The organism is Paeniglutamicibacter kerguelensis (assembly GCF_017876535.1).
Classification (GTDB): domain Bacteria; phylum Actinomycetota; class Actinomycetes; order Actinomycetales; family Micrococcaceae; genus Paeniglutamicibacter; species Paeniglutamicibacter kerguelensis.
Genome location: NZ_JAGIOF010000001.1, coordinates 1,134,625 through 1,149,277, shown reverse-complemented (window position 1 = coordinate 1,149,277; position 14,653 = coordinate 1,134,625). Strand labels below are relative to the sequence as shown.

The following is a 14,653-nucleotide window of genomic DNA, read 5'->3' as shown; positions in this document are numbered from 1 at the left end:
AACTCCGGCCAGTCCCGTTTGTCCCGTTTGTTCTGGGTTAGCCTTACCAGCCGTCGTTGCGGATGGCGGCGCGCACCCGCGCGGACCGCGATCCTATGCGGTTTGTCGATCCGGTTCGGTGCGCACGCGCCTTTTGGTCCTCATGGGTGCCCGAAGCGCCCGATCCCGCAAAGGCGACACGTTGGGAAACCAGTGCCTCGGGCAGCGCGAATCCCGACGAGGCCCCCGGCTTGTTCTTGGACATGAAAACGACCCTACTATTAGTGATTGAGTTCTATCAATCACTAATAGTAGGGTCAGCGGGCACCATCGGCCAAGCCGTCCGGGGATGGGGCCTATGCGAAGAGTTCCGCGCGGGCATCGGCGCTGCGCGCATCATGACCTTCGCGGCCGTCGGCACCCTGGTCACGGCCCTGCCGCTGTTCATCCTGCTGGTCAACGTCTCGACCATCGGAACCATGATCGGCATCGAGCTGGTCTTCGGCTTCCTGGCCACCGCGTACTTTGCACCGCTGCCCGCATTGCGTGCGGCGATCTTCCCGCCGCAGATCCGAACCACCGGAATGTCGCTGGGCTACAACATTGCCGTGACGGTCTTCGGCGGCTTTGCCCCGTTCATCCTCACCTGGCTCATCGCCGGCACCGGATCGTTGCTGGCGCCAAGCTTCTACCTGCTGGCGATCGCCGCAGTGTCCCTGAGCAGCCTGGTCGTGGTTCGCCGGGTGTACAAGCAGAGCTAGGCCCCGGCGCTTCATCGCCCCCCACCATGCCGCGGTGCCTCCCATGGACACCCCCAAGCCATGGGAACCACCGCTTCCTTGTCTGCCGAGCGCTTGCCCCCTGCGGCGCCGGCACGTTCACGGCCGCGCGGACCACCGCCCATTGGAGATAGGCTCGTGGGCAAGACCAACCACTTATCGGGGTGCGACTTCCGTGCGCCGAACAACAACACAGGGAGCAGCAAACTCATGAGCGAGAACGCCACGACCGAAGCAGTCCGCCTGGTACCCGGGGACCCGGCGCCGGACTTCACCCTCATCGATGCCAACGGCGAGGAACTGGCGCTGGCATCGCTGCGCGGCAAGAAGACCATCCTGTACTTCTACCCGGCCGCATCCACCCCGGGGTGCACCAAGCAGGCCTGCGACTTCCGCGATTCGCTTGGATCGCTCCAGGGTGCCGGCTACCAGGTGGTCGGCATCTCCCCCGACACACCGGCAAAGCTTGCCAAGTTCGCGGCCAAGGAAGAGCTCAGCTTCCCGCTGCTGTCCGACGAGGACCACGCGGCCGCGGCCGCCTACGGCGCCTGGGGCGAAAAGAAGAACTACGGCCGCATTTACGAGGGCCTGATCCGCTCGACCTTCGTCATCGACGAGGCCGGCCTGGTGGAGCTCGCGCAGTACAACGTTCGTGCCACGGGACACGTTGCCAAACTCCGTCGTGATCTGGGACTCGATCCGAAGTAAGTTTCGCCCACAGCCCAAAAGTGGAAAAAACGGCCGCCGGAATCCGCTACACTGATTCATGCTGAACCACATGAGTGGTTGCGGCCTTGCGAGCGTGGCGAAATTGGCAGACGCGCTGGATTTAGGTTCCAGTGTCTTCGGACGTGGGGGTTCAAGTCCCCCCGCTCGCACAAATCGCCGAAGGGCAATTCATCCCCTCAGGCACCCATGCAAGGCCCCCGGATATTTCCGGGGGCCTTGCTCGTTAGTACCGTGCAGGGGACCGAAACGATGTCGGTGCCCAAAACACTTGAAGGAGTCCTTGGTGCCCACGCCGCCGTCATCCCCAGTTTCGGCAGCCGCCTCGCGCCGCGCATTCCTGGCCGGAGGACTCGGCGTCGCAGCCCTGGCGCTAACCGGCTGCATACCCCAGAAGACCCCCGGCCCGTCCGCCACCCCCACCGGCGATACCGCCCCGGCCGTGCAAAAATTCCGCCTCGGCACAGCAGCCAACCCCGTGACGCTGGATCCGGCGGTCTCCGGCGACAACGAAACATTCCGCATCACCCGGCAAATCTTCGAGGGCCTCATCGGCGTCGACCGCGAAACGGGCGCACCCATCCCGTTGCTTGCCACCGACTGGATCTCCAGCCCAGACCGTTTGCAGTACACCTTCATCCTGCGCCGGGACGTGAAATTCCACGACGGCACCGACTTCAACGCCGAAGCCGTGGTCCTCAACTTCCGACGCTGGGCGGCGCTGCCGAAGGACGCCAAGGCCGACTCCGACCAGGGCTTCACCCAGGTCTTCAGGTACAGCGACTCGCTGCCCAAGTTGCCCGATTCCATCCCGGCCCCGAAACCCGTCGAGGGTCCGGACGGCCAGGAAACCGTGGATCCACAACTGGAGGCCGAACACCAAGCCGAGGTGCAACGCCTTGAAAACCTGCGCGAACAGCTGAAGTCCAACCCATTCATCGGAGCCAGCACCGGGGCAAGCGCCAGCTACTTCGGTTCCATCAAGACGGCCGGAACCCACACCGTCGTCCTGACGCTGCGCCGCCCCATCACGGGGTTGATCGAGGCCCTGACACTGCCCGGGCTGGTGATCGCCTCCCCCACGGCCCTTGCCGCGGCGCCGGCCGAACCGGGCCACCCCTCCGCCCTGTCCACGCACCCTGTGGGCACCGGCCCTTACGCCTTTGCCTCGTGGAAAGGCAACACCGTCGAAGTGGCCCGCTTTGCCGACTACTGGGACGCAACGGCCTTTGCCAACAATCCCGAGGCACCGACCCTAGTTTCTTTCCGCGAAACAAGCACCCCGGCAATGCGTCTTGGCGAATTGCGCCGCGGCGACATCGACGGCTTTGACATGGTCACCGTCACGGGCCTGCGCGAACTTGTCCGCGAGGGCAAACTGATTGTGCAGCGGGACCCGTTCTCCGTGGCCTACCTGGGCATGAACCAGAAGAACAAGTGGCTTGCCAAGCCAGAATTCCGCCAAGCGATCGCGCACAGCATCGACAGGCAAAAGATCATCGATGCCTACTACATTTCCGGAACCAAGGAAGCGCGCGGCTTCCTGCCCCCTTCCCTCGGCATCAAGCCCTCCGACACCTACTACGGGCCAGACCTGCAACGGTCCAAGGCGCTGCTGGCGGAGGCGGGCTACGACGGTTCCCCCGTCCCGTTCCTGTACCCGCTGAACATCTCGCGCGCCTATCTGCCGCTGCCCGAACTCATCTATGCGGAAATCTCCCGCCAGCTCGCCACCGCGGGCATCAACATCGAACCGATTCCGGTGGACTGGACCGACGGCTATGTCAGCCGAGTGCATTCGGGCTCCACGCCCGGGTTGCACCTGCTGGGCTTCAACGGCGGGTACCGCGACCCCGATGATTTCCTTGGGGGGATCTTCTCCGATACGAACAAGCAATTCGGGTACAACTCGCCCATCTTGCAGGCGCAAATCCTCTTGGCCCGGTCGATTCCCGGCGGCGAGGAGCGGGTCAACGCCTACCAGGACATTTCGCGCACCCTGGCCGTGGACCTGCCGGCATTGCCGCTGGCCTTCCCGATTTCCGGGCTGGCGTTCAACGACACGGTCAGGAACTATCCTTCGTCCCCGGTGCTAGACGAAGTTTTCTCCGATGTGAAACTGAACACCAAGTGATTAAGCAGTCAAGACCCCAATTTCTTGGAGTCGGAGCCCCCGCGCTATTCTTGGCTGGAGTCTAGAAGAACTTTCAACGGAGATAGCCTGTGCCTTCTGAAGCCACCAGTCAATCATTTGACGTCGTTCTAATCGGCGCCGGTGTCATGAGCGCAACGCTCGGAACCCTGATCAAGCAATTGGAGCCGGGGTGGAGCATTGGACTTTTTGAAAACCTGGATCAGGCAGGCCTCGAGTCGTCATCGCCCTGGAACAACGCCGGCACCGGCCACTCGGCATTGTGCGAGCTGAACTACACCGCAGCGGCGGCCGACGGTTCGGTTGATCCGGCCAAGGCCATCGGCATCAACGAGCAGTTCCAGGTCACGCGCCAGTTCTACTCCCACCTTGTACAGAACAAGCAGGTCGGTGACGCTTCGACCTTCATCAACCCGCTGCCGCACATGAGCTTTGTCATCGGCGACGAGCACGCGGACTACCTCAAGACCCGCTACGAGGCGCTCAAGCCCCATGCGCTGTTCAACGAGATCGAACACACCGAGGACCTGGACACCATCAAGTCCTGGACCCCGCTGGTTGCCAACGGCCGCGACGGCTCGCAGCGCGTTGCAGCGTCCCGCGTCGCCTCCGGCACCGACGTCGACTTCGGTTCGCTGACCCGCCAGATGACCGAGAACCTTGCAGCCACCGGCGTCGAGGTCAACTTCGGCCACAAGGTCAAGGGCATCAAGCGCGACGGTGCCGGCTGGACCCTGACGGTCAAGAACAACGCCACCAAGGCCAAGCGCACCGTGAACGCCAAGTTCGTCTTCGTGGGCGCCGGCGGCGGCGCCCTGGGCCTGCTGCAGAAGGCCGGCATCGAGGAAATCAAGGGCTTCGGCGGCTTCCCCGTCTCCGGCCAGTTCCTGCGCTGCACCGACGAAACCGTCATCGACCAGCACCATGCCAAGGTTTACGGCCAGGCTTCGGTCGGCGCCCCGCCCATGAGCGTTCCGCACCTCGACACCCGCTTCGTCAACGGCAAGCGCTCGCTGATGTTCGGCCCGTACGCCGGCTTCTCCACGAACTTCCTGAAGACCTCCTCGTTGTGGGACCTTCCGCTGTCCATCCGCCCGCACAACATCATCCCGATGCTGGCCGTGGGCAAGGACAACATGTCATTGACCGCCTACCTGATCAAGGAGGTGCTCAAGTCGCGTGCGAAGAAGGACGATGCACTGCGCGAGTACTTCCCGGAGGCCACCGGCGAGAAGTGGGAACTGATCACGGCGGGCCAGCGTGTCCAGGTCATCAAGAAGGACGCCAAGAAGGGCGGCGCACTGCAGTTCGGCACCGAGGTCATCACCTCCGCCGATGGCACCATCTCCGGCCTGCTCGGCGCTTCCCCGGGTGCCTCGACGGCAACCCCGATCATGATCGGGCTGCTGGGCCGCTGCTTCCCGAAGCAGTTCTCCGGCTGGGAGTCCAAGCTCAAGGAAATCATTCCGTCCTACGGCGTGAAGCTGAACGAGAACCCGTCGCTTTACGCCGAGGTTCGCGCCGAGACCGACAAGGTCCTGAAGCTGGCCTAGTTTTCACGGCCGGTTGGATTCCGGCCATTGAGCGCACAACTCCGGCACAAGTCCGGTTCGCATGTCCTTCCCCGCCTCGTGCGGGCGGGGGCTGCGGGCCGGGCTTTTGCCGTTTTCGGCCCCGACCTCACGCGACCCAGATTCCGAAAACCTTGTAAAAACCTTGTGACTAGGGTCAAGATGCTCCATCGCGCCTTTACACCCTGTTTGGCGCCATAGCATACTGAGCCTCACTGCGGAGGCGGGATCAATCAATTCGGGGAAAGGGAAGCCCCGGGATCCCAACCGCCGCTGGGGAACTCTCGGTATCAGAGGAGGCCGAACCATGCTCGCAGCTTGGGGAAAACACAGTCCTGCCCGCCATCGAATCCACGGGACCGATCCGGCCCCACAAGGCCCCGAGGAACGGCCGTTGTTGTCGCGGCGGTCCCTTGGCATCACCCTTGGAACCTCGCTGGTTCTAGGGGCGGGCGGGATCACGGCATTGGCCGTGGCATTCGCGGCCAACGGCCCTCCCGGAACCACCACCGTGAAAACCAGCTTCGGCAGGGCCCGGATCTCGAGGGCGGAACGCCAGTCCAGGCTCTCGGCCGATGCGGCCACGGCGAGCGGCCATGCCGGCCACCCGATGACCGGCGGCAGGTCGCTTCAACCGGTGAACATGACCTACGGGGACCACGTGCTTGTCCAACTCGACGTCTTCAATGAAAGCGACGAGGACCAAATGTTTTCACCCGGGCAGCTTCGCTTGCGGGGAAACAGCCAGCCCTGGCTGGTTGTCAACCGGTGGAACGACCTGGTCCCCGGGCTGTTGGCCCCGGGATCCGAGCTCCGAACCAACATCAGTTTCCTGGTCCCCTCCGATGCCACGGCCTTCACCGCCCTTTTTGACGACATCTCGAACCCGGGCGGCGCACCCATCGACTTGCCATTGCCCGCCGTGGCCTGGCGCACCGGATTCCTGGAGGCCGGTCATGCCTGAGGAAAACGTTTCTCCAACAGAAGGCAACAATCCCTGTCCTTCCACCACCGGGCCCGACGGAAATGAAGGAACGCTCGACCGGGCCGGCGCGCTGAAATTCGGTGCGGCCGCGGGTATCGGGGTTCTCGCGGCCGTGGCCGCCGTCAACCGCCCCGCCGTCGCTGCAGTTCCCGCCAGGGCCCGTGGGCGGGTGAGCGCAGCCGCAGTGCCGCTGCCCGGGGTGTTGGACCTCTACATCAATGAGGGCTACGCAAAAATGGTCGACGATTCGCTGGTCTACCAGCGCGGTTTCGGCGACAAGCCAACCGCACTTCGGGACGCCAAACCGTCATTGCGCATCGTTCCGAAGATCTTTACAAGAAACGGGAAAGTCGTCCAATCACGGACGTATCCACTGGGGGCGGCGCTTCCCCCAAACGGGACGCCGACGCCGGCCGGACCGGACGGTGCTAACTCCGGCCAGTTCATGATCATGCGCAACCACTGGGCCAGCTACTTCCCGCAACGCACCATCATCGCGGAAACCGGATCGACGGTGCGGCTTCGCGTGTTCAACGGGCTTTCCGGAACACACCAGCTAACCGTTGCCCAGGCGGGGCCCGGTGGCCAAGACGAGACCACGTGGCCGATTCCTCCGGGCGGGGAAGGATATCTGGAATTCGCCGCACCTGGCGCAGGCACCTACATCTACTATGATCCGACGAATTCCCCCGTGCAGCGCGCGCTCGGACTCTTCGGATCCCTGGTTGTGCTGGACCCCGAGGACGCCTGGCGGGTGGCGCCGCATCAGATGGCCTTCGAACGGCAGTGGCTGTGGGTCACTCATGCGGTCGACACCAAGTGGGCAAACATCGAGGCGGCCGGCGGAACCGTCGATCCGGAGGCGGACCCCGCAGTGCCCCGCTATTTCCTGCTCAACGACCGCAGCGGCTTCGAGGCCCTCGGCCATTCGCCGAACCCTGCGATCAACCGGGCGGCGCATGAGGAGTCACTGGTGTCCGGCTACCCGCGGCAAGTCGACGTCCGCGATTTTGGCGAGGACGTGGAGCTGGGCACCCTCCGGGGCGGGCAGGCGGTCCGGATGGTCAATCCAGGGATTGCCTTCCACCAGATCCATTTCCACGGCAACCATCTCTGGACGGTTCGACGTAACAACGTCGAATGGCCGCGCAAAAATGGGCACGTGGATGACGAGGGGCACGTGGTGCTCCAACAGTGGGAGGACGTCGTGGAACTCCAACCGATGGACCGCAAGGATTGCATCATCCCTTTGAAGCGGCCGCCTGACGCCACCGACCAAGTCTGGAACAACCGGACCGAGGACTGGAAGTACCCCATGCACTGCCACGCCGAGATGTCGCAAACCGCGGCCGGCGGCATGTACCCCGGCGGGCTTGTCGCCCATTGGGAACTCAAATCACCGGTGAGTGGAGGCTAGGACCATGAGTACGACATTCTGGGGGTCGCTCGGTACCGCTGTGGCGATCGGCGGCAGCCGCGACACGGCGAAGAAAAAGCCCAAGAAAAAGCGCCGGCCAAAACCGAAAGACACCAAGGCAAAGGCAAAAGTGAAAGGCGCCAAGGAGCCGGGGCCGACGACAAAGAAGAAGGTCGCCAAGAAGAAGTCCATCAAGGCGCCGGCCAAGAAGCCGAAGCCGAGCCCAAAACCAACGCCGAAGCCGACTCCCAAACCGACTACGTCGCCGTCTGCGACAAAGCCACCGTCGCCGTCTCCTACTCCAACAAAGACACCGTCGCCAACCGCGACGGCAGCACCGAGCCCGACCGATCCGGCGCCGTCGACAGGTCCAACCCAGTCCACGGCGCCGACCTCCCCGTCGCCACGGCCGACCGTCGCCCCGCCATCATCCGACGACGATGACGACGGCGAGCCCCGGGACTATGACTCCCAGGCCGACTTCGCCTCGCACCAAATGCAGCAGGACACCCCGGAAACACAGTTCCGGCAGACTCCGCAGCTGTCCGTCAACCTGGACGTTGCAAACAAAAAGCTGACGTTCCCCGACGGGGCGGAGTTCGAGACGTGGGTTTTCCACTCCCCGACCTCCGGCCGCGGCTTCCCCGGGCCCACGCTGCGGCCCAAGGAAGGGGAAATCTTCCATTCCCGGGTCGAACCCAGCATGGGTCCGCATACCATCCACTGGCACGGCATGGAACCGGATCCGCGCAACGACGGGGTGGGGCACACCTCGTTCGAGATCGATGACCACTACACCTATCAGTGGCAGCCCGAACCCGGGCGAGTGCACGACCCGAACTACGGCGCTGCGGGAACCTACTTCTACCACTGCCACGTCAACACGGTGCTGCATGCGCAAATGGGGTTGCTGGGCCCGCTGATCGTCGATCCCATGGTTTTGCCCGGCTACGAGGTCTCATCCCCCAAAAACCGCAGGGCCTTCGGCGATGGACCCGAGTACGACATCGAGACCGAGTCGCTCATCATGATGTATTCGGTCGACGCGCGCTGGCACGACCTGGGGCACGCGGCCGGCCTGTCCGGTGAGGACGTGGGGCTCAACCGCTTTGAACCCCAGCACTTCTACATCACCGGCGGCCTGCTGAACTCGCGCAGGGAACGCGAGGGTGCCGTATGGGCGCCCACCGAGCTGCCCATCAGGGTACCCGGCAAGGAGCAGGCCCCGAGCCTCATGCGGTTGCTGGACGGCAACTACCTGCCCAACGTAATCACGTTCCATGACAAGTACGGCAACCCCGCACGCATCGCCGAACTCATCGCCCACGACGGGCGCCCCTACCGGCACACCGCGGTCAAGGGGGCGCCGGCGATCCCGACGAGCATGCACGAGGACCCGGAGGCACACCTATTCACCCACATTGTGGCGATGGGTGCGGCGGAACGCTACGACGTGCTGCTGCACCCGCCAAAGGCCGGGGATTACACGCTGAAGATCGCCTGGAACAACTGGATCACCGGCAAGACCCTGGCCACACGGGAGCTGAAGCTCAAAGCCTACTAAGCCGCCGGCGCGGGGCGGCGCACCATCCGCCCCGCCTTGAACGGGAACCGGGTGGGTGGTTTGCTTGGTTTGGATGCCCGAAACATGTCGCGGCGCAGTCGTTGCCGACGGCCATTTGCCACGTCCGCGGAACCGCCTCGCGCGGTTTCATCGACGGGCCGGGGAGGACCATTCGGCAAGGACACCGCAATGCTCGGCCACGGCTACGTGAACGCATTGAAACAGGCCAAAAGCAGCGTCTACGGCCCCGAGGGGGAAAAGATCGGCACGCTGGGCAACATCTTCATGGACGTCGGCACCGGGGACGCAGACTTCGTCACCGTGCATCTTGGGCTCTTCGGCGCCGAGGAGTGCTTTGTCTCCCTCGACGGCGCCGAGATCGCCCACGGCCACCTGCATGTGGCTTTCGGCAAGGAGAAAATCAGGCACGCCCCGCCCCTAGACCCCGCCGGCACGCTGACCGACGAAGACAAGCACCTGCTTGACCAGTACTACTCGCGGGGCGCTCCAGGTGCCGGGAGCGCCGGCCCGTAGGATGCGGGCCGGCCGCGTCGACCCGCGGCCCGCGTCGCGAAGGAATACGACGGAGGTTCCCTCCCTCTTGAACGGGAACGTGCATGGTGCTTTGCTTGCCATGGATGCCCGGCAACGTTGGCCGCAAATTTCCGGCCGTGCCCGATTCGCCCGGTTCAAGGACTCCGCCGGACGGCCCGTCTGGCCGCGCCGGGAGAAACATCCGGTTAGGACACAGCCATGCTTGGGCGCGAGGAACTCCACAAACTACTTGAAACCGAAACCACCGTTGTTGGCCCGGTCGGTGAAAGGATCGGCAGGCTTGGCCACCTGCTGCTTGACGCCAGAACCGGGGAGCCCGGATTCGCCACCGTCCACACCGGCTTTTTTGGAACAGCCGAAAGCATTGTCCCGCTCAACGATGCCGCAATCTCCCGGGGCATCCTCCACGTCGCCTTTGGCAAGGACGTGGTGCGGCACGCGCCGAACATCGATCCCCTGGCCGAGCTGAGTCTCGCGGACGAGGACAGGCTCTTCGATTACTACGGACTGGCACCGCGGGACGCCGCCGGCAGATCCCACGGCGCCCACGCCGCGGATCCCGCCGCCGCCAATGCGGCACACGCGACACGCGCCTCGGGCTTCGAGATGGACGAGCGGGTCATCGCCGTGGACGACGACCAGGGGCGTCCGCTCCTGCGCAAGTACGTGGTGACGGCCAGCGAAACGGAGGCCACGAAGTCTCCCAGGGCAACGGGGCAGCCCGGCAGGCACGCGGCACCGCCGGAACGCTGATCCCGAAGGGGGCCCCGGCCCCGCGTGCTGCGCCGTGTCTGTCATCCGGCATCCAAACGTTCCCCGTCTTCGTCTGCGTCCGCGTCGGAGGTCGGGCCGGCGTTGCTGTGTTGCAGCGTCGCGCCGAGGCCCAGATGCGCCGCGCCATCGTCCGCGACCAGCTCCGCCTCCCGCAACGGGTCAAGGTCTTCACGCGGTCCATTGATTGCTTCCCCGCGTCTCGGTTCAAACTCCGGGCTGTTCGTGGTCATTTCTCTTCTCCCGCCCATGCAACGCTTGCTCCGGGTTCACCCCGGTTGTGCCAGGATTCTTTCGCCGAGTCGATTCCCGTGCCGGACGCCGACCCCGTGCCCCGGCCTTTGCGCGATCGGTTCGCAACCCGGGAACGGATCCGCCAACCGCCGCGCTACTGCCAAGCTACTGTGCCCGGGACGGCGTTCCAACCCCCAAAAGTCCCACGGATCCACACTCCCGGGATCATTCCGTCGTGCCCCGCCGACGGGCCCTGCAGCCGCCCAAACGCGAAGCCCGCGGGGCGGGTCCCGCCGAAGATCCGCCGGACACCGTCCGGGAACGACCCCGGCACCGCGCCACGCTGTGGCCAAGGTCGTCCTTTCGGTTCATGCTTGGGTGCGCCCGGGTGGCTAGAGTGGTAGAAGCGCAAAATCACACACCACAAAATCTCAAGGATGGCAGATGCATCGGCTGGCCGTACTCTCACTGGGCAACCGGGCCCTGATCGCATTGATTACCGTGTTTGTCGCGGTCTTCGGCGTGATCACGATGGGGCAACTCAAGCAGGAACTCATTCCCTCGCTGGAATTCCCGCGGATCTCGGTGGTCGCAGCCCAGCCCGGCGCCTCCCCGGAAGTCATCGACAAGCAGGTCGCCCAGCCGCTGGAGGGCGCCTTGCAGGCCGTCGAGGGGCTCGAGTCCTCCTCCTCCACCTCGCAGACCGGATTCACCACCGTCTCGCTGTCGTTCGTCTACGGAACCGACCTTGACCGCGCCCGCGCCCAGGTGGACAAGGCCATCTCCAACGCCAAGGCCACGCTGCCCGCGGACGTGGAACCTTCCGCCTTCGCCGGGTCCATCTCCGACTTCCCGATCGTCTACATGGCGGTCTCCGGCGGCGAGGACCTGAACGCGCTGCGCTCGGACGTCGAACGCCTGGTACTGCCCAAGCTCTCCAAGATCGACGGGGTGCGCACGGCCGACGTCTCCGGCGGCACCTCGCAGCACATCGCCGTGCTGCCCAACAACGCAAGGCTCGCCGCCGAGAAGCTCGGCGTCAACGACCTCAAGAAGACCATTGAGGACGGCTCCGGGCTGATGCCGGTGGGCCGCATGGAGGCCGACGGCCTGGACCTGCCCGTCACCAGCGGATCGCTCGTCGACTCGCTGAACGCGGTCAAGGCCCTGCCGGTCAAGGGCTCCACCGGCGTGCTGAAGCTCTCCGACCTTGCCACCGTCCAGATGCAGGACGATCCCGCCACCTCCATCACCCGCACCAACGGCGTGGAAACCCTTGCGGTCTCCGTGACCAAGAAGCCCGACGGGGACACCGTCGGCATCTCCCACGCCGTCACCGCGATGGTCCCGGAGCTGGCCGCGCAGCTGGGCGACGGCGCGAAGTTCACCACGGTGTTCGACCAGGCACCCTTCATCGAACAGTCGATCCACGACCTCACCGTCGAGGGCCTGCTGGGCCTGGGCTTCGCCGTGATCGTCATCCTCATCTTCCTGCTCTCGGTGCGCTCCACGCTTGTCACCGCGATCTCCATCCCGCTCTCCCTGCTGGTCACCTTCATCGGGCTGCGCATGGGCGGCTACTCGCTGAACATGCTGACCCTGGGCGCGCTGACCATCTCGATCGGCCGCGTGGTCGACGACTCCATCGTCGTCATCGAAAACATCAAGCGGCACCTGGCCTACGGCGAGGACAAGAAGACCGCGATCACCACCGCGGTGCGCGAGGTCGCCACCGCCGTCACCGCCGCGACGCTGACCACCGTGGCAGTGTTCCTGCCGGTGGCGCTGGTCGGCGGCATGGCCGGGGAACTCTTCCGCCCGTTTGCGCTCACCGTGACGATCGCGCTGCTGGCCTCGCTGCTGGTCTCGCTGACCATCGTGCCGGTGCTTGCCTACTGGTTCCTAGGGCACACCCAGCCCGGCGCCGCCGACCCGGCCGCCGCCCGGACCAAGGCGGAGGCCAAGGAGCGCAACTCCTGGCTGCAGCGCGGCTACGCGCCGGTGCTGCGCGGCACCCAGCGGCACCCGGTCATCACGCTGCTGGCCTCCGTCGCGATCCTGGCCGGCACCGTGCTCATGGTTCCGCTGGTGCCCACCAACCTGCTCGGCGGCACCGGGCAGAACTCCTTCTCCGTCACCCAGGCCATGCCGGCCGGGTCCTCGCTGGACACCACGCTCAAGGCCGCCAAACCCGTGGAAAAGGTCCTGCGCGCCGTCCCCGGCGTGCAGGACGTGCAGATGACCGTCGGGACGCCGTCGGGCGGCTTCGCCTCCTTCATGGCCGGCGGGTCGGACACCGCGAGCTTCACCGTGATGACCGATGCCAAGGCCGACCAGCAAACCATCATGGATGCCGCCCGGGTGGCGGTCGAACCGCTGGCCAAGGGCTCGACGATCTCCCTGTCCGGGTCCGAGGGCGGCATGGGCGGCTCGAGCGCCGTCACCGTGCAGGTTGGCGCCCCCACCCCGCAGATCCTCGCCGAGGCCACGGCCGCCACCGCCAAGGCGATGGCCGGGATCCCCGGCGCCACGGATGTCAGCGACAACCTCTCCGAGGCGCGCCCGCAGGTTTCCATCAAGGTGGACCGGGTCAAGGCGGCCAAGGCCGGCCTGAGCGAGACGCAGATCGGCGCGCTGGCCGCCGGCAACATCTCCCCGGTCCCCGCCGGCACCGTGCGCGTGGGCTACACCGACTACCCGGTGAGCATCGGCGAGGGCACCGACCTGACGTCCCTGAACCAGCTGCGGGACCTGGCGCTGCCGACCCCCGGCGGCCCGGTCAAGCTGGGCGACGTGGCGACGGTGGAACGCACCGAGTCCCCCGCCACCATCACCTCCTCCAACGGCGACCGCATCGCCACCGTGTCCATCACCCCGGGCGAAAACGACCTCGGTGCGGTCTCCGCGGAGGTCGCCAAGCGGCTTGACAACCTGGCCCTGCCGGCCGGGGCCACCGCGGAGCTCGGCGGCGCCGCCACCGAGCAGGCCGAGTCCTTCTCCCAGCTCTACCTGGCGCTGCTGGCGGCCATCGCGATCGTCTACGTGGTCATGGTGGCCACGTTCAAGTCGCTGGTGCAGCCGCTGATCCTGCTGGTCTCCATCCCGTTCGCCGCCACCGGCGCGATCGGCCTGCTGCTGCTCACCGGCGTGCCGCTGGGGCTGCCCTCGCTGATCGGCATGCTGATGCTGGTGGGCATCGTCGTCACCAACGCGATCGTGCTGATCGACCTGATCAACCAGTACCGGCACGCCGGCGTCGACCGGCCGGCGATGAACCTGCCGGACGCCATCTACCACGGCGCCCGCCAGCGCCTGCGCCCGATCTTGATGACCGCGATGGCCACGATCTTCGCGCTGGTCCCGATGGCCATGGGCCTGACCGGCGGCGGAGGATTCATCTCCCAGCCGCTGGCCGTGGTGGTCATCGGCGGCCTGGTCTCCTCGACCGCGCTGACCCTGGTCCTGGTCCCCGTGCTCTACCACCTGGTGGAGGGCGCCAAGGAACGCGGCGCCAAGCGCCGCTCCGACAAGCGCCGCAAGCCCGGCGGCCCCGCCACCTCGACCAGCGAGCTGATCAAGGCCATGGACGACGCCGGCAAGGTCCCCGTCTACGGCTCGTCCGCCACCGCGGCCGAGACCAACAGCATGGGCATGGTTCCGCCGCCGGTCAGCGCCACCTGGACCTACCCGCCGGGCACGCTGATCAACCCCGCGACGGGCTCGATCCCGCTGACCCGCCGGGAACGCAAGGAAGTCGAAGAGGGCATGCACGACCAGAAGCCGGCCGCGAAGCCAGGCCCGAAGTCGAAGCAGAAGCCGGCCCAGTAGCCCGCCGGGCACCACGGCAATGGCCGGCGGATCCATCCGGATCCGCTGGCCATTGCCGGCTTCAGGAACTCTGCCTCCGGGTCCCCGCGTCG

The 14,653-nt window shown here is 65.7% G+C and carries 12 protein-coding genes and 1 tRNA gene; 11 read left to right on the top strand and 2 right to left on the bottom strand.

Translation table 11 applies throughout. From position 1 onward, the window contains the following. Window positions 1-43: 43 nt before the first annotated feature. Complete coding sequence (locus tag JOF47_RS05175; RefSeq protein WP_209996389.1) at window positions 44-244, bottom strand: hypothetical protein; 201 nt, start codon at window positions 242-244, stop codon at window positions 44-46. Between the two features lie 19 nt (window positions 245-263). Here JOF47_RS05175 and JOF47_RS05170 point away from each other — a divergent pair, with 19 nt between their 5' ends. From JOF47_RS05170 to JOF47_RS05125, 10 genes are all read left to right on the top strand, one after another. Beyond that, on the top strand, window positions 264-740 hold the full coding sequence (locus JOF47_RS05170; RefSeq protein WP_209996388.1) for an MFS transporter: 477 nt from the start codon (window positions 264-266) through the stop codon (window positions 738-740). Window positions 741-968: 228 nt separating this feature from the next. Beyond that, complete coding sequence (gene bcp, locus JOF47_RS05165) at window positions 969-1,466, top strand: thioredoxin-dependent thiol peroxidase (RefSeq protein WP_209996387.1); 498 nt, start codon at window positions 969-971, stop codon at window positions 1,464-1,466. 88 nt (window positions 1,467-1,554) lie between these two features. Next, a tRNA-Leu gene (locus JOF47_RS05160) sits at window positions 1,555-1,636 on the top strand. A 134-nt stretch (window positions 1,637-1,770) separates the two neighbouring features. Then, window positions 1,771-3,618 (top strand): ABC transporter substrate-binding protein, encoded by a 1,848-nt coding sequence (locus JOF47_RS05155; protein WP_209996386.1) that lies wholly within the window; start codon window positions 1,771-1,773, stop codon window positions 3,616-3,618. A gap of 89 nt (window positions 3,619-3,707) precedes the next feature. Then, entirely contained in the window at window positions 3,708-5,189 is a 1,482-nt protein-coding gene (locus JOF47_RS05150) for a malate:quinone oxidoreductase (protein ID WP_209996385.1), read from the top strand. Window positions 5,190-5,604: 415 nt separating this feature from the next. Then, window positions 5,605-6,171, top strand: coding sequence for a DUF4352 domain-containing protein (locus tag JOF47_RS05145; RefSeq protein WP_209996384.1), 567 nt, complete (start codon window positions 5,605-5,607; stop codon window positions 6,169-6,171). After that, window positions 6,164-7,609: a multicopper oxidase domain-containing protein gene (locus JOF47_RS05140; protein ID WP_209996383.1), complete on the top strand. Its 1,446-nt coding sequence runs from the start codon at window positions 6,164-6,166 to the stop codon at window positions 7,607-7,609. The genes JOF47_RS05145 and JOF47_RS05140 overlap by 8 nt, the downstream gene beginning before the upstream one ends. A gap of 4 nt (window positions 7,610-7,613) precedes the next feature. Next, window positions 7,614-9,173: a multicopper oxidase domain-containing protein gene (locus JOF47_RS05135; RefSeq protein WP_245356263.1), complete on the top strand. Its 1,560-nt coding sequence runs from the start codon at window positions 7,614-7,616 to the stop codon at window positions 9,171-9,173. Window positions 9,174-9,362: 189 nt separating this feature from the next. Further along, on the top strand, window positions 9,363-9,707 hold the full coding sequence (locus tag JOF47_RS05130) for a PRC-barrel domain-containing protein (protein ID WP_209996381.1): 345 nt from the start codon (window positions 9,363-9,365) through the stop codon (window positions 9,705-9,707). Window positions 9,708-9,926: 219 nt separating this feature from the next. Then, complete coding sequence (locus tag JOF47_RS05125; RefSeq protein ID WP_209996379.1) at window positions 9,927-10,481, top strand: PRC-barrel domain-containing protein; 555 nt, start codon at window positions 9,927-9,929, stop codon at window positions 10,479-10,481. Window positions 10,482-10,522: 41 nt separating this feature from the next. On the opposite strand, the gene JOF47_RS05120 is transcribed toward JOF47_RS05125, so the two are convergent. Next, complete coding sequence (locus tag JOF47_RS05120; RefSeq protein WP_209996377.1) at window positions 10,523-10,732, bottom strand: hypothetical protein; 210 nt, start codon at window positions 10,730-10,732, stop codon at window positions 10,523-10,525. A 445-nt stretch (window positions 10,733-11,177) separates the two neighbouring features. Here JOF47_RS05120 and JOF47_RS05115 point away from each other — a divergent pair, with 445 nt between their 5' ends. Further along, window positions 11,178-14,561: an efflux RND transporter permease subunit gene (locus JOF47_RS05115; protein ID WP_209996375.1), complete on the top strand. Its 3,384-nt coding sequence runs from the start codon at window positions 11,178-11,180 to the stop codon at window positions 14,559-14,561. Window positions 14,562-14,653: the final 92 nt, after the last annotated feature.